The 18,530-nt window shown below is 54.8% G+C and carries 24 protein-coding genes and 3 pseudogenes; 5 read left to right on the top strand and 22 right to left on the bottom strand.

The features are described 5' to 3' along the window. Positions 1 to 116 precede the first annotated feature (116 nt). The 3 genes from IGB42_RS08945 to IGB42_RS08935 are packed head-to-tail and all read left to right on the top strand — an operon-like array spanning position 117 to position 2,805. Entirely contained in the window at positions 117 to 509 is a 393-nt protein-coding gene (locus IGB42_RS08945) for a GntR family transcriptional regulator (RefSeq protein ID WP_159670208.1), read from the top strand. Then, positions 506 to 1,378, top strand: a complete 873-nt coding sequence (locus IGB42_RS08940; RefSeq protein WP_159670205.1) for an ABC transporter ATP-binding protein — start codon at positions 506 to 508, stop codon at positions 1,376 to 1,378. Before IGB42_RS08945 ends, IGB42_RS08940 begins: the two co-directional genes overlap by 4 nt. Further along, entirely contained in the window at positions 1,375 to 2,805 is a 1,431-nt protein-coding gene (locus IGB42_RS08935) for a hypothetical protein (RefSeq protein ID WP_159670202.1), read from the top strand. The genes IGB42_RS08940 and IGB42_RS08935 overlap by 4 nt, the downstream gene beginning before the upstream one ends. Positions 2,806 to 2,821: 16 nt before the next feature. Here the strand turns inward: IGB42_RS08935 and IGB42_RS08930 are convergent, their stop codons facing one another. Then, positions 2,822 to 3,589, bottom strand: coding sequence for a DUF2310 family Zn-ribbon-containing protein (locus tag IGB42_RS08930; protein ID WP_159670199.1), 768 nt, complete (start codon positions 3,587 to 3,589; stop codon positions 2,822 to 2,824). A 318-nt stretch (positions 3,590 to 3,907) separates the two neighbouring features. On the opposite strand from IGB42_RS08930, the gene IGB42_RS08925 reads away from it, so the two are divergent. Continuing rightward, on the top strand, positions 3,908 to 4,459 hold the full coding sequence (locus IGB42_RS08925) for a C39 family peptidase (protein ID WP_159670196.1): 552 nt from the start codon (positions 3,908 to 3,910) through the stop codon (positions 4,457 to 4,459). Between the two features lie 228 nt (positions 4,460 to 4,687). Here the strand turns inward: IGB42_RS08925 and IGB42_RS08920 are convergent, their stop codons facing one another. The 5 genes from IGB42_RS08920 to IGB42_RS08900 form a co-directional block, all read right to left on the bottom strand. Further along, complete coding sequence (locus IGB42_RS08920) at positions 4,688 to 5,272, bottom strand: RDD family protein (RefSeq protein WP_201799880.1); 585 nt, start codon at positions 5,270 to 5,272, stop codon at positions 4,688 to 4,690. Between the two features lie 102 nt (positions 5,273 to 5,374). Continuing rightward, entirely contained in the window at positions 5,375 to 7,111 is a 1,737-nt protein-coding gene (locus IGB42_RS08915; RefSeq protein ID WP_159670193.1) for a hypothetical protein, read from the bottom strand. Between the two features lie 609 nt (positions 7,112 to 7,720). After that, a complete protein-coding gene (locus IGB42_RS08910) occupies positions 7,721 to 7,900 on the bottom strand; it encodes a hypothetical protein (RefSeq protein ID WP_159670190.1) in 180 nt (59 codons plus the stop codon). 427 nt (positions 7,901 to 8,327) lie between these two features. Then, positions 8,328 to 8,963, bottom strand: coding sequence for a hypothetical protein (locus tag IGB42_RS08905; protein WP_159670187.1), 636 nt, complete (start codon positions 8,961 to 8,963; stop codon positions 8,328 to 8,330). Positions 8,964 to 9,554: 591 nt separating this feature from the next. After that, entirely contained in the window at positions 9,555 to 10,079 is a 525-nt protein-coding gene (locus IGB42_RS08900) for an RHS repeat domain-containing protein (protein ID WP_159670184.1), read from the bottom strand. Between the two features lie 189 nt (positions 10,080 to 10,268). Between IGB42_RS08900 and IGB42_RS08895 the strand changes: the two are divergent. Then, a pseudogene (locus IGB42_RS08895) lies at positions 10,269 to 10,489 on the top strand (transposase); the annotation flags it as partial. Positions 10,490 to 10,820: 331 nt separating this feature from the next. Here the strand turns inward: IGB42_RS08895 and IGB42_RS08890 are convergent. The 16 genes and pseudogenes from IGB42_RS08890 to IGB42_RS21875 form a co-directional block, all read right to left on the bottom strand. Then, positions 10,821 to 11,243 (bottom strand): hypothetical protein, encoded by a 423-nt coding sequence (locus IGB42_RS08890; protein ID WP_159670181.1) that lies wholly within the window; start codon positions 11,241 to 11,243, stop codon positions 10,821 to 10,823. Further along, positions 11,213 to 12,013, bottom strand: coding sequence for an RHS repeat-associated core domain-containing protein (locus tag IGB42_RS22530; protein ID WP_304505712.1), 801 nt, complete (start codon positions 12,011 to 12,013; stop codon positions 11,213 to 11,215). Before IGB42_RS22530 ends, IGB42_RS08890 begins: the two co-directional genes overlap by 31 nt. A 122-nt stretch (positions 12,014 to 12,135) precedes the next feature. Further along, a complete protein-coding gene (locus tag IGB42_RS08880; RefSeq protein WP_159670178.1) occupies positions 12,136 to 12,753 on the bottom strand; it encodes an RHS repeat domain-containing protein in 618 nt (205 codons plus the stop codon). Between the two features lie 311 nt (positions 12,754 to 13,064). After that, complete coding sequence (locus IGB42_RS08875) at positions 13,065 to 13,244, bottom strand: hypothetical protein (RefSeq protein ID WP_159670175.1); 180 nt, start codon at positions 13,242 to 13,244, stop codon at positions 13,065 to 13,067. A 71-nt stretch (positions 13,245 to 13,315) separates the two neighbouring features. Beyond that, a complete protein-coding gene (locus IGB42_RS08870; protein WP_159670172.1) occupies positions 13,316 to 13,561 on the bottom strand; it encodes a hypothetical protein in 246 nt (81 codons plus the stop codon). Further along, positions 13,558 to 14,010: a DUF4951 domain-containing protein gene (locus IGB42_RS22175; protein ID WP_236822537.1), complete on the bottom strand. Its 453-nt coding sequence runs from the start codon at positions 14,008 to 14,010 to the stop codon at positions 13,558 to 13,560. Before IGB42_RS22175 ends, IGB42_RS08870 begins: the two co-directional genes overlap by 4 nt. Before the next feature lie 69 nt (positions 14,011 to 14,079). Then, positions 14,080 to 14,337: pseudogene (locus tag IGB42_RS22655) on the bottom strand (RHS repeat-associated core domain-containing protein); the annotation flags it as partial. 60 nt (positions 14,338 to 14,397) lie between these two features. Further along, the gene (locus tag IGB42_RS22435) at positions 14,398 to 14,526 is read right to left on the bottom strand and encodes a hypothetical protein (protein WP_255461447.1); all 129 of its coding nucleotides are present in this window, start codon (positions 14,524 to 14,526) and stop codon (positions 14,398 to 14,400) included. A 71-nt stretch (positions 14,527 to 14,597) separates the two neighbouring features. Continuing rightward, entirely contained in the window at positions 14,598 to 15,005 is a 408-nt protein-coding gene (locus IGB42_RS08860; RefSeq protein WP_159670169.1) for a hypothetical protein, read from the bottom strand. After that, entirely contained in the window at positions 14,974 to 15,612 is a 639-nt protein-coding gene (locus IGB42_RS21965) for an RHS repeat-associated core domain-containing protein (RefSeq protein ID WP_236822536.1), read from the bottom strand. Before IGB42_RS21965 ends, IGB42_RS08860 begins: the two co-directional genes overlap by 32 nt. 7 nt (positions 15,613 to 15,619) lie before the next feature. After that, positions 15,620 to 15,838: a hypothetical protein gene (locus tag IGB42_RS22170; RefSeq protein WP_159670166.1), complete on the bottom strand. Its 219-nt coding sequence runs from the start codon at positions 15,836 to 15,838 to the stop codon at positions 15,620 to 15,622. Positions 15,839 to 15,915: 77 nt separating this feature from the next. Then, on the bottom strand, positions 15,916 to 16,272 hold the full coding sequence (locus IGB42_RS08845; protein ID WP_159670163.1) for a carboxypeptidase-like regulatory domain-containing protein: 357 nt from the start codon (positions 16,270 to 16,272) through the stop codon (positions 15,916 to 15,918). An 8-nt stretch (positions 16,273 to 16,280) separates the two neighbouring features. After that, on the bottom strand, positions 16,281 to 17,066 hold the full coding sequence (locus IGB42_RS08840) for an RHS repeat-associated core domain-containing protein (RefSeq protein WP_201799878.1): 786 nt from the start codon (positions 17,064 to 17,066) through the stop codon (positions 16,281 to 16,283). Positions 17,067 to 17,233: 167 nt separating this feature from the next. After that, positions 17,234 to 17,314: pseudogene (locus IGB42_RS22650) on the bottom strand (hypothetical protein); the annotation flags it as partial. 90 nt (positions 17,315 to 17,404) lie between these two features. After that, positions 17,405 to 17,890 carry a hypothetical protein gene (locus IGB42_RS08830; RefSeq protein WP_159670160.1) on the bottom strand — a complete coding sequence of 162 codons (486 nt, stop codon included), beginning with the start codon at positions 17,888 to 17,890 and terminating at the stop codon, positions 17,405 to 17,407. Positions 17,891 to 17,932: 42 nt separating this feature from the next. Beyond that, a partial coding sequence (locus tag IGB42_RS21875) for a hypothetical protein (RefSeq protein ID WP_201799877.1) occupies positions 17,933 to 18,530 on the bottom strand: 598 nt, incomplete at its 5' end.

Genomic DNA, 18,530 nt, shown 5'->3' with positions numbered 1-18,530 from the left:
TGCACCCCATCGCAATCTGAAGACAGTTTGCCATGCCCGGCAAGTTGCCAACGGCATGCTTGACATCGATCTTCAGCACATCTAGTGTATTAATCAACCAATACAGCATACACACAATGAGCCTACTTCACGCCTTGTCGGTTTCACCCGGTTCGGGCGAGCCCATTTACCGCCAGCTGATGGATCAGATCCGCCGGCTGGCTGCGGGTGGGCAATTGCAGCCGGGCAGCGAGATGCCATCGGTACGCGAGCTGGCGCAGGCATTGGCCGTCAACCCGATGACGGTTTCCAAGGTGTACAGCCTGCTGGAGCTGGAAGGTGTGCTGCTGCGCAGGCGTGGGCTGGGCATGCAGGTGGCCGATCAGGGCGCAGCCACGCACGGCCAGGATGAACGCCTGGCGCTGCTGCGCGGCACCTTGCAGCGCGCCGCACTGGAAGCAAAACAACTGGAGCTGGAGCCTGCCGCCGTGCTGGCGCTGCTTCAACAACTCCTGGAGGAAAAACCATGACCCAACCGCTGTTGCAGCTTGCCAGCGTTGCCAAATCCTACGGCCTGCAGCGCGTGCTGGGCGGGTTTGGCGGGCTGAACTGGCAGGTGGAACCAGGCCGCATCCATGGATTGCTGGGGCGCAATGGCGCAGGCAAATCCACCTTGCTGGAATGCGCGCTGGGCCTGCGCGACGTGGACCTGGGCACCATCACGCTGCTGGACGAAAACCCTGCCACCCTCAGCGATGCCGGCCGCGCGCGCATCGGCTACGTGCCGCAAAAGGCCGAGCTGTTCGGCTGGATGACCGCCACGCAGATGCTGGCTTACTTCCGTTCGTTCTACCCGCGCTGGAACCAGCCCAAGACCGACTCCCTGCTCGACCGCTGGGATATCGCGCGGGATAAACCCATCGCACGCCTCTCGGTGGGCGAGCAGCAACGGCTATCCATCATCCGTGCGCTGGCGCCAGAGCCCGATCTGCTGATCCTGGATGAACCCGTGGCCAGCCTGGACCCGGCTGGCCGTCGAGATTTCCTGCGCGAGCTGGTGGACGACGTGCTGGAGCGCGGCAGCACCGTAGTGTTCTCCACGCACATCTTGTCCGACCTGGAGCGGGTGGCCATGGATGTGGCCTTCCTGCATGAAGGGCAGATTGCGCTGCAGGCGCCGCTGGATGACCTGCTCGATAGCGTGCGGCGCATCACCGGCCCGGCGGCCGCGCTGGAACAACTGGCGCTCAAGCCACTCAGCCGCATGCTCGGGCACACCGGCCAGACCAGCGTGGTGGCGCGTATCACACCATTCCAGCAGCAACTGCTGGCGTCCAACCCGGTGCTGGTGCACGCCCCCGTCAGCCTGGAAGACTTGTTCATCGAGGTCACCCGATGAATGCCTACCCACTGATGCTACGCCTGTCGCTGCTGGCGTTCTGGCGCAATATGGACAAGCGCATGCTGTGGGTTTTCATACCCTTGTTATTGCTGGCGCTGATCGGGTTGCTGGCCGGGCCATTCTGGGAGGTGGTTTGGATATTCGGCGGGCTGATTCCCGGCGTGGCATTGGCGCTGGCGTGGTGGGCTGCGCATATCCGTTTCAGCCTGCGCCAGCACACGCCAGCCAATGCGCAGCTGGTGCCACGGCACCGGCAACGGTTGATGTGGCTGACTTATGCATTGTGGCTGGGCAGCAGCGCGCTGCTGGCCACGGGACTTGCATTGCCATGGGGCCATTTCACGCGGTGGTGGGCCGGCCTGCTGTACCTGTTCATGCTTTTTGCGTGGTCACAGCGCGAGGTCCGGGGTCTGGTGTTCTTGTTGTGGCTACCGGTACTGTCCGGTACAGCCTACTACGCCATCAATTCCCGCCGCATGAAGATGTTGACTACCCTTCCATACGCTCACGATGCGCTCAATATCCTGTTTCTTGGCGGCTTGTTACTGGCCGGCATGGTCATGGTCGCCCGGCTTTACCCGCGTAGCAGCGATGCGCATTGGCGTTGGTATCAGTGGAAACTGACCTCGCTTCATACTCAGCAGGGAGGCACGTTGCCAAACATGGCGGAAACCGGTATCGACCAGCTGAAACAGTACCTGTCCCGACGCCTGCATAGGTCTGGATGCTCATCCAAACAGGATATGTTTGCCGCGCTCGGCAGTGCTTTCCAACCGTCCACGCAAGCTGGGAGAGGGCTAATGGTTTGTGCGGGTAGCGTTGCAACAATGCTGGCTAGCCGCGCGTTCTGGCCAAGCTTGTTCAACGCATTGGATTGGCATGCTTTACCGTTGCTGATGGCTGCACCAATCACGATATTGGGCACGTTGAGACAGACCCTGTATGCCACCCGGGGTGACCAGAGCCTGCTGCTGCTTTTGCCCGGCACGCCGCAGGGCAAGGCATTGAATCAGGCGCTGGCACGGCGTTGTCTGCTGCTTTATGGCATATCGTGGCTGGCATCCACTGTTGCAGTCTTGCTTGGTTGCCTGCTGTTCAATGTTGCGCCTGCGCTCTTTGACCTGAGTGTCCTGCTCAGCATGGGCAATCTGCTGCTGGCAGGCTTTGTCATCACCGATTATACGGTGCTGAAACAGCGCTCACCCTTCATCTGGATGATGATGGCGATCATGCTCATCGTGATCCTGCGTACATTGTTCATGACAAACCCGGATATGGACATGAATCTTTTACCGCCTGTACTGGTCTGCATGGGCGCCGCCGCCACAATCATTGCCTACCGTTATCGCAAAGCAGCTCACGCGCCAACGGCCTTTCCGGTTGGTCGGCTGCACAATGCAGCGATACTTGCAGAACTTGGCTGACGGAATATCGACTGGCTTAGCGCACCACATCCCACGCCATATTGGACAGCAATCGGCAATCATCGCACCGGAAGTGAAACAAGCCATGCAGCGGTTGCGGCAACAGCCACGGTTGCCCGCACCCGGGGCATGGGCGCTGTGCTTCGGCACGGTGGCTGCGGCCGCTGGCGTGATACAGGTAAAAGTAAAACGGCGTACTGGTGAGCGCGCTCAATGTACGGCAATGTGCAATGCCGCTCTGGCTAAGGCTGCTATCGATACGGGTCAGTTGACGCGTGGCTGCACGCTGCAGCGTATTGCCCATCTGTAAACCATCGCAGCGCTGGTAAGCGGCTTGCCAGGAGATCAGTTCATGATGCTCTCCGCCCGCCAGTAGCGGCAGCGTGTAGAGCGGCACAGCGCCGAAGCAATCCAGGCAGCGCACCGGGGATTCGTGCGAGATGAACGTGGTGAACAGGATATGGCCGCCGGAGGTTGCACAGTTGCATGCCGGCACGCTTTGTTCATCCTCACCCAGCACCTGCGTGGTGATGGTAACCCCGTATTCACCCAATGCAGCCAGCTGCGCATGCACATGGCGATTGCCAAATCGCGCCGCCAGCGAATCTCGCGCCGGGGTCAGCAGCGTGGTTTTGTAGCGGCCATCGGCAAACCACAGCGGCAAGCCTTCGCCGCACACCTGGCCGTTGCGCAGCAGCACACCTTGATACGCAAAGATCAGATCGGCCAGCGCCGCGGAAGGCGCACGGTCAGCGGGGGCAAATTCGATTTGTTGAACAAACATGGACTGGATTGTGGCCAAAGGTGAAGCCGCGATGCTAACAGGTGGCACCCAGGACGGTAGCAAACCGGGTAATCCATCCTCGCTGCAAGCTGCGATGGCGAAACGGCAAACGGTGCTCTGATGGCATCACCACCTGCTGTCGCACGCCACCCACCATGACATCAGCATTTCAGTATACTGATCAGGCGCCAAAGCAAATACCGGGCATGCCTCATCCCGCCAAGGGATACAACAAGCTGCCGCCGGAATGCGCGCTGATCGACCAGATCCCCACCCCGCCCACACCCGGCCCCCGGCACCCAGCCCATGGAGATCCTCATGTACAACGCACCCCCCGCAGGCGATGCCACGCCGGATTCCCTGCCACAGCAGCAAGCACGCACGCAACTCCGGTTTGCCATGCAGCGGCAGCAGCAAACCCATTGGGCATGGGCAGCAGTCACTGCCAGCGTGGCCCGCTATTACGACCCCCGCGCAACAACCAGCCAGTGCGAGCTGGCCAATTGGGCATTCAACCAGATAAATTGTTGTATCGATGGCTCCAGCAGCGCATGCAATCGGCCCTACCTGTTGGCGGAAGCACTGCAGCATCTTGGACACCTGCATCAGCAAACTGAAGGCGGCATCTCCTTGCCGGCGCTGACTGGCGAAATTGATGCCGCGCAGCCAGTGGTGGTAGCCATACGCTGGACCCAAGGCACAGAACGCCATCCGGTGGTGATCACCGGCTACGATGATACTGGGCCGATCACCACCATAGAGATCAACGATCCGGCAGACGGGGATACCACGGTGATCCGCTATGCCGATTTCCCTGGCAGCTACAAAAGTGGCGGCGTTTGGGATGCCACCTGCCTCACGCACTCGTAACCAGCGGTGCGGCCGACATGCAGCGATGTGATGCCGGCCTCCGGCATCATGAATGGCGTGGCTGGCAATCTCCACGCTGCTGGTGGTGTACCGCGATCTCAACCCGCTCCCGAAGCTGCCCCGCGTTCAAGGCAATGCAGCACCCGCTGCCGGTTTGGTTTCAGCGCGGTGAGTAGGCATCAGCGCCGTGCATGCTGCAAGCCGCAAGCCGCAAGCCGCAAGCCGCATCTATTTATTGATCACCCGGGTATTGGCCGCCATGTCACCCAACCGTTGCCGCTTTGCGCCCAGCGCAAACAGCGCATCGATGAACCCCAGGAAAAAGCCCAGGACATTGCGCAGGATGGATTTTGGCACCGAGCACGGCTTGCCGGTGTCGGCATCAACCACCATGATACCCATTGCACGCTTACCCAGGCTTCGACCGGCAATCCCGTCCTTGGCAAACAGATAAGCGACAAACAGCACCACCGTGGCAGTGAACAGCACATCAGCGGCAGCCAAAGGCAGCATCAGCGCCAGCAGGAAGTTGATCCCGAAACCGATCAATGCCACGCCCCACACATCAATGAGCTTGGCCATGAAGCGGGCCGGAATCGACGCCAACGCTGCCTGCCCCTCCTGCTGTACCGACGCCAGATCGGCATACAGTTGCGTGCCCGCCGCGATCTCGCCTGGCGCGATTTGGCGGGCAGCCAATTCTTCATCGAGTATCCGGCGTGCAACATCCGTCAGATCATTGCTGGCCCGCAATGCCAGCAGCTCTTCGCTGTCCTTGTATTGATAATTTTCGCGGATGCGGGCTTCCATCATCTTTCTCTTTGTTGATGCCCGATATGGACCGGCGCCATTTTAATACAGTACCGGCCCCGGCCGCGTGGGGGCAGCCCTTGCAGCCACACCCCACGTACTGGCTTAGCGCCCGCCGTTCAGGCCGAATTGTGCGTCCTGGTTAAGCAGCTGCGCTGCCGGGATACGCTGGTTTTCGGTGATCAGGTCCGCGCCTTGCGTACCCGAAGCCTCGATGAAGTTCTGCGATAGCGGGTTGTACAGGTAGTTCTGTACGCGCAGGCTGTCGGTGGTCTCCGAGGTGATGCGCAGGCGTGGTGCAGCACCCAAGGCCGACGGCGCACTGTCTTCCGATGCCCCCGGCGCGGTCGGCGCATTCACCAGCTTGGTCGCCACTTCCGTCGGATTGAGCATGGCCACGGCACGCGGCGCCAGCGTCAGCAGCTTGCCCCATTTGCCATACTTGCCATTGGCCAGGATGTATTGGCCATACACCTCGGCATTGCGTGTTTCGCTGGCGTTGATCACACGCAGCACCGAAATCCAGCCATCGCTGCGGCCATCGGCCGCATAGTTGCGGATATCGATCTTGATCGAGCCAGCCAGGTTGTACAGCGAGCCATCGCAACGGTTGTTCTGCTCGGCCATCAAGGCATTGCCTTGCGCGGCCTTCACCAGTGTCGCCGCGCTGACGGTGAAGTTGGTGCTGGGGATGCTGCTGGCGCCAGTAACGTCATAACAAATGTAGACAGATTTGGCCGTGTCGCCAGACAGCGCTGCCGCCAGTTGGCCAGTCTGCACCGACAACTGGATGGGGCCGGACGAGCTATTGGTGAAGCTGACGCTGCTGCCCGGAATGATTGCGCTGCAATCGGCCGCGCTGGACAGGAACAGCTTGCTGCCACTGGCCGGAGCCGGCGATGCGTTGATCTCCACATCCAGCCGTTCCGCCTCGATATGGCCATCCTGGACTGCTGCGTTGGCAGTGGCGGATATCCCTGCGGCATTCATGCCGTTCAACAGATACTGTTGGGTCAGATCCAGGTCATAGCCGTGGGCATTTGAACCTACCCGCACAAACCCCAGGTTGAGGAGTTTGCTGCTGATGAATGAAGAAGGAATCCAGTCGTCTGCCGCGGTGACACTACCTACAAATGCGCTGTATCCGTTGCTAGCGCTCAATGCGGCGTTACCGCCCGACCTGCCTACAATCACCAGCAAATTGGATGAGAACAGCAGCAAATTCTGCAGGGTTTTAGGACTCCCGCTCAGGTGTTCACTCGCAGTGGCATTGCTATCATTAGCCAGTGTTTGCGGATCAGACAGCGCCAGATAGTGCTTGATCGATACCTTCAGGACTTTTACCGCGGTATCACAGCGATCCAGCGTGCCCGACAGCTGCTTCAGCTGGCCAATGGTGGGGCTATCCGTCAGCGTGCCCGAAGCGGCAATGCTGATCACCGGCTGCCGGATCACCGCAGCTGCACCGGCATTGACTGTGAGCGTGGCAAACAGCGTTTTGCCATCGCCGCTGATCTTGAGTGCATCCACCTTGAACTGGCCCGCAGCACTACCTTGGGCGATCTGCGTGCCCACTACGCCATCGGCCAGCTTGATATGCGTGGCATTGCCGGTGGTTTTCCATGCCGCACCGCCATCAAGCGTGTATTGCATCTGGAAGGTAACGCTGCTTGCCTGCGCATCGATATCGTTAGAGAAGCGGAACGACACCGCCGGCGCAGCCAGGGTCTGGCTATCGCTGGTGATCACTTCACGCGCAATGGTTGTCGGCACACTGGGGATTTCGCCAGCAAACGCAGTCGTGGTCAGCAACAGGCTGGTGGCGGCAAACAAGTATTTCATGAGAATTTCTCTAAACTAGCAAGGAGTGCGATTTATACCTTAAGCATACTGAAATTTGAAGCGCTGAAACGGGCAACGGTGAACGGACAAGCGCGAAGCAGATACAGGCTGACCTGATTAGTTCAGCGCCGGCAAAACCCGCAGCCATCAACAGCATTGCAAGCATCAGTGCCAGGCACGACAAGGACAGGCTGGCAAGAATGCAGTCCGGCGGTCCCGTGCATTGCCAGCAGGAAGAGCGCACAAACCGCTGCACCATTCTGCAGCTTATCGTTTGCTCAATACCCTCATGCAAAGCATCGCCGCACCGATTGCAATCCACGCCAGCAGATCAAACAGTGGCGATGAAATGGCAGGATGGCGTCGCGGTAAATGATGTCGAAGAACATCAGCACCACGCAGAGCCACGCCAATATCAGCTTCAGTATTTCATGGGAGCCACTTCAGTGCGTAGCGCGACATCACGGTAACGCCCCGATGTGATCAGCGCGACATTGCATCACGCCGGCCAGCGCAACAACCGGTGGTTCAGCTACCCTCACTCAGCAACCAGATGTGCTCAAGCCACCTGCCGCAAAGCCGCACTCGCAACGCGCCCAACCAACGCCATCAGAGCTTGGGCCGCACCTGCTTGTAGGTGACCTTGCCATTAGCCTTTTCACTGCGGATCACCCGGTTGCGGGCGCCGCACAACGGGCAACGGAACAACTCGCCCTGCCCTTCGTTCTTGATCACCACTTCTTCCAGCTTCCACTGCGCGCCACAAGGCTGGTTCAAACAGGTAAACATCGGGCGCTCCGGGCGTTGCTTTGAAAGAACCGCGCAGGGTAGCACGAACTGTAGCGGCGATCCCGGCCAAGGTACGGGCGGCAATATTCAAGCAGGCCGTGCTCGGCCTATCGTTCTCGATTCAGATCTGCTCGACCCTGCTGGACAAGGTTCGGTCCAAGCGCCTCCATCCCCCTCAGATCATGTGTTTTTGGTGGACTCAATCATTAACGCAAGGGCGCCGCGCGGGTCGGCCTACATGTAATCGTCTTGAGATGCTGAATCTGCAATGGGCTTGCGCGCGACAATGGGGAGCATCGAGCCAGATGGCTTCCTGATAGGGCATTGTTCATCTGCTATTGCCCAGCAAGTAGGCTGCTGCATTAGAAAGGGATATTCAGCACTTGTAGAAAAAGCGAAACACTTAACATTCATTTCCACCGAGTCTTCAATTCAAAAGCGATCCAATCAAATAGGGCTTTCCAATAGCGACAAGCCCGCGCTCTTGATCATCAAATCCACCAACCACCTTGATCGCCAGCCCTCCACCATTGCCAACTGCACTTAAGAAGTGGCCATCATCCTCAACATTTCCCAACCAATCAATTTTCAAAAAATCTTGAATTTTCAAACCACCGGGAATCGCAAGCATATACGTTCGATATTCACTCAACATCATTTTTACAACAGATGTCGACGCATTCTGAAGTCGAAACACCCCAAAAAACCGTAGCTCCCCATCTCGTTCCACAAGAACTTCTGGCAACGGACGCAAGGTTGATAATTCAAACCCTTGTTCCATCAGAATTTTCCATAATCTTTTGTAGCGAATAATTCTCGTATCAGGTTGCCATGCAGAATTGCCAACAAGAATCCATAGTTCATATTCAGGCAACCCTCTGGAAAGGGTATCACACACGAATTGTAAAACAGAAGACAAAGCCCCCTCCGGGGAGGTAGCTGATGCTACCCAGCGCCTTGCTGCGAGGATAGTACCTTTAAAAAAATCTACGTCACCAAAATTAATCACACCATTTTTGACTGAAACATCATCACAACTTGCAACTTTAATATCAATAGTCATAGTAATTGCCAACGGCATCATAAAATATATTCGACAATTCAAAACTAGCTGCATCGACAAATCTATTTTTGTTGCCGATCAATTAAACACCCAAATTGAGAAAGTTCACACATCCAATAAAGGAAGCCCTCCTCCAGGCAAATAATCAGGTCACTTTGCATATGCCGCCCGTGCTCGGATAATAGTCCCGGAAGTAGTTGTAGTGCCGACCGCTCTCCGCATCATAGTCCTGCCCCGGGAAGCGCAGGTTGTAGACGAATTGTATGCCGGTGTTGCCCGGGTCCTGGTTCGCTTGCGTGTTTGCAATCTTACTTGATACGGCCCGAGCAGGCTCGGCCTACGCTTCGCTGTCCCAGCGCCACACCACGGCGTTGCTGGCCGGGTCGGTGATCTGCCGCGGGGTGCCGAGTTGATCGGCCCAGATGTAGTAGACCTTGGGGTTGGCGGGGTCGGCAGTGGGTTTGATGACGGCAATGGGGGTGTCGCCAAGCCAGACGGTTTCCTGGATGGGGGTGCCGTTGGCCTGGTATTCGCCCAGCAGGTGGCCGGCTTCGTCGCCCCACAGGGGTTTCCGCCTTCATCCTGCGGATTTCAGTTGGTCATAGACAAGCGGGTGACGGCATTGGGGTTGGTTTTCTGGGTGCGTTGGCCTAATGCGTTGTAGTTGTATTGGGTGGTGGTGCCGCTGCGGGTGACCTGGCTGATTCTGCCGGCGTCGTTGTAGGTGTTGACGAGGCCGTTGTTGTCGTTGAGGCGGTTGCCGGCGGGGTCGTGGCTGTAGGTCTGGGCGTTGCTGCCGGTGGTTTTGTTGAGGCGGTTGTTGGTGGCGGCGTGGTTGTAGAGGGTGGTGCTGCTGCCGTGGTTTTCGCTGGTGCGGTTGCCGTTGTCGTCGTAGGTGTAGTTGTAGCCAACGCCGGCGACGTTGCCGAGGGTGAGGCGGTCGAGGTTGTCGTAGTTGAAGTTCTGGTTGAGTTGCGGTCGGGCCAGGTCGTTGATGGTTTTGATGTTGCCGACGTTGTCGAAGCCTTGGCTGCGGATGGTGTCGCCGGGGGTGAGGCCGGCGACCGATCCGGGCACGCACTGCGACGCCAGCGACGAGGCCGTGGCTGATTTCATGACGAGCATGCGGCGGCTGGCGCGGGACGAGCAGCGCCGTCAGGAAATCGAGCTGAAGGTGGTGTAGCGGCCGGACTGGATCGGCGGCTTGATGGGGAAAGGCCAGAAGCGACAATGCCCACCGGGCGGGTGGGCATTGGGGTTGCCGGGGCATGACGATTAAATCGTGGTCCGTCCCCTATTACTTACTTCAATGGACGCTTGCGGGATGAGTGCCTGAACGAGCACTGGTTTACCAGTCTGGCTCATGCCCGCGTGCTGATTGAGGCTTGGCGGCGAGAATACAACGAGGAGCGACCCAAGAAAACCTTGGGCGGGCTGACGCCATCGGCGTATGCCCGGCAATTGGCAGCACGAGCAGTTAAACTAACCCCGGACTCCAAAGTGGAGTGCTACTGAAGATGGGGTGACGTCGCGCCAGGCTGACGTAGCTGAACATCGACGACTGAGGATTCTCTTGGCCGCGCATGGGAAATGGGAAAAGTAGAGGGCTGGTTTGAGGCGAGATTCTGCCTCAACCTCCGCCAGAAGCAAGGGGCGGCGAGTTTCTCACTAGCCTGTTAAAGATCAATTAACCTAGACGGGATACCTAGCCCCAAAGCCACCGGTCGGGGCCGTGATGCGCAAGCTGGCCCGCCTGATCTATAGTGTGACCACATCGGGCAAACTCTTTATGTAAATCGCGGAAAAACAGGAGTTACCGTTTAACACGATATCTGCCCCCAGAGTTCCATCCGGCAACTACATCTCGCACATGGATTTAAACGAAACACGAGGAAAGGTCTCACAATCCCACAATCGCCGTCCGTTTTTATTTACTCTTAATACAACAATCCTGTTGTATTCCTTACTTAGAACAATAACCTCTCCGCCCCTTCCAAAAATTATCTCATCAACACCTTTAAACTGATGATTGGGATTACTTAAAATATCACGACCGCTTTTTTCGGTCGCTAATATTTTTTTAAATTCAGCCGCTCTCCCATTAAAAGAAGAAACTACCGATGCAAGATAAAGCCTATTTTCACTCTCTTCTCCAAGGAGAGCCCCCGCCCAATAAACCCCAAGGCACAACAAAACAGCGATCAACACAACAAACCCGATCACTTTGTTATTTTTTACATTCCCAAGCATCACTTCACCACCTGGTCGAATTTTGAACATTTCCGACAATCTTCAATGCGTTTCATGTAGTCATTAATTATATTAGGGTTTCTTTGCATTATTGCCTCAGCGCGATCTTGAGCATGACTATTATCTCCACCAGAGAAAAATTCGCGCCATGCATCTTTTCTATGCTCCCACCTGCTTTGCTTTTGATGGATGTTTTCATGCAAGCCAGTGGACACCAACATTGCCAAGGAATGTGTAGCAGTAGCTGACCCAGCATATTGATCTGCATATGCTGGGTTTGTGTGAAGCGTGATAGGCCCTCCAAAATCTGTATGCCCATACCCTCTGGTAGCGGTAGGATCTGTTGTGATTCCCTCAGGCCCAACTTTGGGGCCTTCACCATAAATATTAATAATCTCACGTAGTGCTGAAAGTTCACATTGAGTTACCAAACCTAAAGGGTCGCCGTCACTCAGCGGATTGCCATTCACATACCCATAAGTCGAGAAGCTCCCCCCAGCCAACCCAATCGGGTCAGATTGGACGTAACGCCCCGTGCTCGGATCATAGTCACGGAAGTAGTTGTAGTGCCGACCACTCTCCGCATCATAGTACTGCCCAGGGAAGCGCAGGTTGTACACAAACTGATTGCCGGTGTTGCCCGGGTCCTGGTTCGCTTGCGTGTTGCCAAAGGCTTCGCTGTCCCAGCGCCAGACGATCTGGTTGTTGGCCGGGTCGGTGATCTGGCGCGGGGTGCCGAGTTGATCGGCCCACACGTAGTAGACCTTGGGGTTGGCGGGGTCGGCAGTGGGTTTGAGCACGGCAATCGGGGTGTCGCCGAGCCAGACGGTTTCCTGGATGGGGGTGCCGTTGGCCTGGTATTCGCCCAGCAGGTGGCCGGCTTCGTCGCCCCACAGGGGTTTCCGCCTTCATCCTGCGGATTTCAGTTGGTCATAGACAAGCGGGTGACGGCATTGGGGTTGGTTTTCTGGGTGCGTTGGCCTAATGCGTTGTAGTTGTATTGGGTAGTGGTGCCGCTACGGGTAATCTGGCTGATTCTGCCGGCGTCGTTGTAGGTGTTGACGAGGCCGTTGTTGTCGTTGAGGCGGTTGCCGGCGGGGTCGTGGCTGTAGGTCTGGGGGTTGCTGCCGGTGGTTTTGTTGAGGCGGTTGTTGGTGGCGGCGTGGTTGTAGAGGGTGGTGCTGCTGCCGTGGTTTTCGCTGGTGCGGTTGCCGTTGTCGTCGTAGGTGTAGTTGTAGCCGATGCCGCCGACGTTGCCGAGGGTGAGGCGGTCGAGATTGTCGTAGTTGAAGTTCTGGTTGAGTTGCGGTCGGGCGATGTCGTTGATGGTTTTGATGTTGCCGACGTTGTCGAAGCCGTGGCTGCGGATGGTGTCGCCAAGGGCAAGGCCGGCGATGCGGCCGGTGTTGTCGCTGCTGCGGGCCCACAGTTGGCCGTTGCCGTAGGTGAAGCTTTGGGCGCCGATGCTGCTGGACCACTGGATGTTGCTGGCGAGGGGCTGGCTGCCGATCTGGACGGCGGTGAGGGCGCCGTTGTTCAAGCTGCAAATCCGGGGTCAGATCTTGCAATCATACATTTTCTACCACCTTGATTGCCCTGCTGGCGGTGGCATCGTGAACGCCAACGGGGAGCGATCTTGTGCATGGATCTTCTGTATGGTGCATGGCCTTCGCGCAGATCATCACGAGAAGTGACTTGATCAGGCCTCCAGAAAGTTCAATGCGCCGAGGTCGTCCATAGCACAACTTAGGAATGCATTGTTGGAATGCAAGACCTGATCCCAGACTTCCAACCACAATCTCCGCCCAAGTAGAAACGGAGATAACGCTGATAACCCAATGCCCATAGTTTTCATAATTTGGCCAGCGTCTGGTAATAGCCGGATCGATAAAACCGAAGCATCTTCACTGATAAAAATCGCTTGTTTGCGCACAGCAGCATCCTCAGCCAAGTGGGGATCAGCTCCATCAGCAATCCGCCAGTGATCTGATCACGACTTTGCAACCTGCAATCAATGCGCATTTCCCGCATTTCTCACCTTCCTTTTCGTCATGCTCTCCCGGTGACAAAGTGCCAACCATTGGTTAGCGAACCTTTTATATTCACCATGTAAACTTGCTACACATCGTTTCGACTTCGCTGCCATTTATAAATGCGTCTGCCGAATTTCCATGAGGTATCCATATAACCACGCTATCAGATTTAACATCAAATTCAAAAGGAGCCTCACTTTCAAACTTCGCCATTAATAACAAGACATCATCAGCTTGCAAGAAAATTTCGTCGCAAGACGGTTCAATGTAAACCATAATTCCATCCAACCCCTTGTTCTTAATGGAAAATTTCATTTCATCGCCTCCATGATGTACTGCATTAACTTGGCCCGAGCAGCGGGAACAATCGCATTTGGATTATCTCTGGACAAAGCAATTTTTGCCATAGCTTCATACCGTGCTTTCCAAGAGGCAATATCCGCCATGCTAACTCCTGCTTTTTGTATAGCTTCAATTTCCGCTCTGGTGTATCCCTGAATAACTTTTGCTACAGCATCATTCGCCCCGTTTCCCCATCCAGCAAGCTCGCCAAGAATTTTGTTACTTACATCAGAGGGCAATGATGGGAACTCACCTTTCGCACCCGCAGCAAGGCGAGGTGCTGTTGTATTAGCGCATTGGTATGACTGCTTGAGTGCTCCATACTCACCCAACGTCACTACCGTAGCTACTTGCTCTCCCAGCATCGCAGCGCCACTAATCGCGGCGTCCAAATTATTACCCTGCTCAATATGAGTCAGCATATTGTCGTATAGCACTTGACCGGGAACGAGCGCTCGCAGGAGAGGATGGCTTTCAAATAGCCCACTCGGATCGATCCCACGGGATGGATTCCCATTCACATACCCATAAGTCGAGAAGCTCCCCCCAGCCAACCCAATCGGATCAGATTGGACATACCGCCCCGTGCTCGGATCATAGTCACGGAAGTAGTTATAGTGCCGACCGCTCTCCGCATCATAGTACTGCCTAGGGAAGCGCAGGTTGTAGACGAATTGTGTGCCGGTGCTGCCCGGGTCCTGGTTCGCTTGCGTGTTGCCAAAGGCTTCGCTGTCCCAGCGCCATACCAGTTGGTTGTTGGCCGGGTCGGTGATCTGCCGTGGGGTGCCAAGTTGGTCGGCCCAGATGTATTAGACCTTGGGGTTGGCGGGGTCGGCAGTGGGTTTGATGACGGCAATCGGGGTGTCGCCGAGCCAGATGGTTTCCTGGGTGGGGGCCGCTGGTGGTGTATTCGCCCAGCGCGGGGTTTCCGCCCTCACTAAGGCCCCATGATTAGGGGTTATAGGTGAGAATTTGATTCGGAACTTCCAAGAGGTATTGAATCAGCCATTCACAGACGATCAACCTTACAAAAACAACTATTTTTCATCTGCTTCCCCTCTGAAGTGCAAACCACTTGCGCCCTCCCGCCACTATCGTAAACATTGTAGTCACGCGAGAATACAACCACATTGCCGCTCTCCCCCTGTTTACATCTAAAGTAATTCCCCCAAGGATCTTCAGGACGATCTTTCAGCTCAGTGAATACTTCAAAATTGGCACATCCATTCCGGCCAATCGCAATTTCACGGCAAATTGAAACTGCCTGTGAAGTTGCCGTCCTCAACCGTTCCTTTGGAACAACAGCAAATGTAAAATAGGCAAAACCCACCACAAATAAAGTAAATAAAAAAAAAAATTTTCTCGCTTTTAAAAAACTCACCACTTTATTTCCCCGCGTTGGTCGATGAAGAGCCATCTACAACCTCTTTGGCTTTTCTCATGACAGCTCCAGCAAAAGCCCGGCAATCCCTAACACCAAAAAAATAACGGCCATTTATATTTTTACTAGTACTGTTTATCTGATAGTTTTTCTTTATCCAACCTTCAATTTCAGCATCCTGCGCAACAGTTGTTTTTGTACATTCTTTTTCTGTTTCCTTCAGATTTTTCTCTTTATTTTTTGGATCCGGGTTAAAGACCTTCATAGGACCGCCAAATGGATTATCATCCGGCCATCCGCCATAGCTTCGGTTAGAATCGCCACCAATTTCAATCCATTGATGCTGATAATCTATATCGCTCTCATAACGGCATACATCTTGACCAAGCGCATCTAAATTATTAATCGGACTCCCGTTCACATAGGCATAAGTAGAGAAGCTCCCCCCAGCCAACCCAATCGGGTCACTCTGCACATACCGCCCCGTGCTCGGATCATAGTCACGGAAGTAGTTGTAGTGCCGACCGCTCTCCGCATCATAGTACTGCCCAGGGAAGCGCAGGTTGTACACAAACTGATTGCCGGTGTTGCCCGGGTCCTGGTTCGCTTGCGTGTTGCAAACCTGTTTGATATGGCCGAACAAGCTCGGTCTAGGCTTCGTTACCCCAGCGCCACACCACGGCGTTGTTGGCCAGGTCGGTGATCTGCCGCGGGGTGCCAAGCTGGTCCGCCAATACGTGAGCCCTTGGGTCGGCAGGGTCGGCCGTGGGGTTGAGGACGGCAATCGGGGTGTCTCCGAGCCAGACGGTTTCTTGGCTGGAGGTGCCGTTGGCTTGGTATTCTCCCAGTATGGGGGGCAGCTTCGTCATAGCCGAATCCGCTGGTATCAGCAAGAGCAAGGTCGGTGATCCATCCGATTCGCTCCCCGCAAAAAATGGCGCGAGCATTAAGCCCCAGGACTTTCTTTTGCTGTTATTTCTGTAGGAGCACCCTCTTCTAGAATAACGTGCAAATTATCCAATTTTCTATCTTTGTTATTGATCGGCTGCGTATAGGTCTTATGACTACTGTCAATTACAATGAATTGAGGCGTCTCTCCACTACCGTGAATCATTGTCACTGAAAACCGCCCATCAGATGCCACGTCAGAATCTGATGACCAAGAACCATAAACCAACCATACTTTTGCACTTGGAATAGGATTATTATTTTTATCCGTAACATGCCCACGAATGGTGGTCTGCGCATCGCAAGCAGAAACCAGCATTACAATCAACACGAAAACCAGTATATTTCTCATCATAAGAACGCTCATTTTCGACAAGAACAATCGACCACGCCATCGGAATTATTTCCTTTCAAATCTTTACGAATTCTATCGCCCATCTTATACGCCTCCACTTCCTCAGGAATATTTCGATATTTATTATAAAGCCCATGTAGTAGATAAATCGCTACAAACGGAGCAGTCCCGCCCACCTGACTCGCCTGTCTTGAATGTGTTGCTTCATGCCCTAACAATACTTTCGTTTCTAAGTTGGTCCCATTGTAGTCAGAAGCATTCACATAAACATCGTTGCCAAAAGTTGTTCCATCCGAGCCAGGAAACGGCAAAATTGATCCAGGCGGATTGTGCAAATAAATCTGATGCAAATCAAAATCAGGAAAATAATCCTGAAGCACATCAATCTCGCACTCTGTTAATTTTCTTGCATATATTTTCTTGGGAGTAGCTGTAGATGTCCATGGCCGTTGTCCGCCGGCCCCCATCAAACCCAATGGATCATTTATGCCAATTGGATTTCCATTCACATATGCATACGTGGAGAAGCTCCCCCCAGCCAACCCGATCGGATCAGATTGGACATACCGCCCCGTTTGGGGGTCGTAATCCCGGAAGTAGTTGTAGTGCCGACCGCTCTCCGCATCATAGTACTGCCCCGGGAAGCGCAGGTTGTACACAAACTGATTGCCGGTGTTGCCCGGGTCCTGGTTCGCTTGCGTGTTGCCGAACGCTTCGCTGTCCCAGCGCCAGACTACGGCGTTGCTGGCCGGGTCGGTGATCTGCCGCGGGGTGCCAAGCTGGTCCGCCCACACGTAGTAGGCCTTGGGGTTGGCGGGGTCGGCAGTGGGTTTGAGGACGGCAATGGGGGTGTCGCCGAGCCAGACGGTTTCCTGGATGGGGGTGCCGTTGGCCTGGTATTCGCCCAGCAGGTGGCCGGCTTCGTTGCCCCATGGGGTTTTCCGCCTTCATCCTGTGGATTTCAGTTGGTCATAGACAAGCGGGTTACGCCGTTGGGGTTGGTTTTCTGGGTACGTTGGCCTAATGCGTTGTAGCGGTATTGGGCGGTGGGGACAGGTCAACACCAACAACTTAACAACCAATACATTGTTGGAATGCAAGACTTGATCCTGGGTCTCCGCAAAATAGGCACTCAGTCATAGCTCATTTTATTGAACTGCAAAAAAAGAATCGACCCATCAAATAACAAGCCAAAATATGTACAATCAGTTTCATCGACCCCCTTCCTCTCAAGCTTAAATACCTTTCGACAACCCCCAATCGAATCTGCTATATCGCACACTTGATCCATAACTCTGAACGCCAAGTATTTATTACGCTCGACCAACAATTCTTTGAATAAACCGCCCAACTCTCCAAGAGTATCAACAGACAAACACCCCCACAACTCCGCCTCCAAATCATCCAGATTTCCGGCCAATTCAATTACACTCGAAAACTCCAATCGCACCTGAGGCGAATAGTACTCAACCAACAAATCAGCAACGCTTTTGCTGGCATCCAACACAGAAAAAGCATAAGCAAAAGAGGCATACTCTCGAATACGTCCGCTTAGTTCGGAAATTCCGTTTAAATATCCATCAAGCCTAGCTACTTTGATATCATTATCTTTATCCATAAAACTTCTCAATCAAATTAATTTGAACACTAGGGTCATCTATCAACCACAAATATCGCGATGAGCGCGCTCAAGCCGTTCAAGTTCCTTCTGCAAATCGGCAATATGCTTTAGATGAGGCTGGTAACTGGGTGACTTTGGATTGAGATCCGTTTTCCGCCAAGCAATTTGCGCACGAAGGACGTTAATGGCATTTGCCAATTGGTCGCAATGGTTTCGTTTACCACCTCCCCCTAAGCAAGCAAATGGATCCGGCTGAAAGCTCCTAGCCTCCCGCTCTTGCAAATGAGTATAGGGTGCTCTCGTTGTAGCATTTCCGCCCGGAAGTTGATTGATTGCCGCAGGATGGAGAAGATCATAAATATGGGCGCCTGGTGACCGCCCGGTTATTTGCTCGACTGAGTAATTAAATGCCAGCCCAATACCAACTCCGCCGATAGCAGCAACGCTTATACCTGCACCAGCAACAGCGGCCGAAGTACCAGTTATCGATCCCGCCGCGGCTGATGTTGCCGTGTATGCGCCGGTGGTATCGAGAAAGAGTCCCTGAGAGTCGGTATTTACGATTGGGCTTCCACCCACATACCCATAAGTAGAGAAGCTCCCGCCCGCCAACCCAATCGGATCAGATTGGACATAC

The organism is Andreprevotia sp. IGB-42 (assembly GCF_009848685.1).
Taxonomy (GTDB): domain Bacteria; phylum Pseudomonadota; class Gammaproteobacteria; order Burkholderiales; family Chitinibacteraceae; genus Andreprevotia.
The sequence above is the reverse complement of the archived record's forward strand: the minus strand, read 5'-3'. Positions and strand labels throughout refer to the sequence as shown.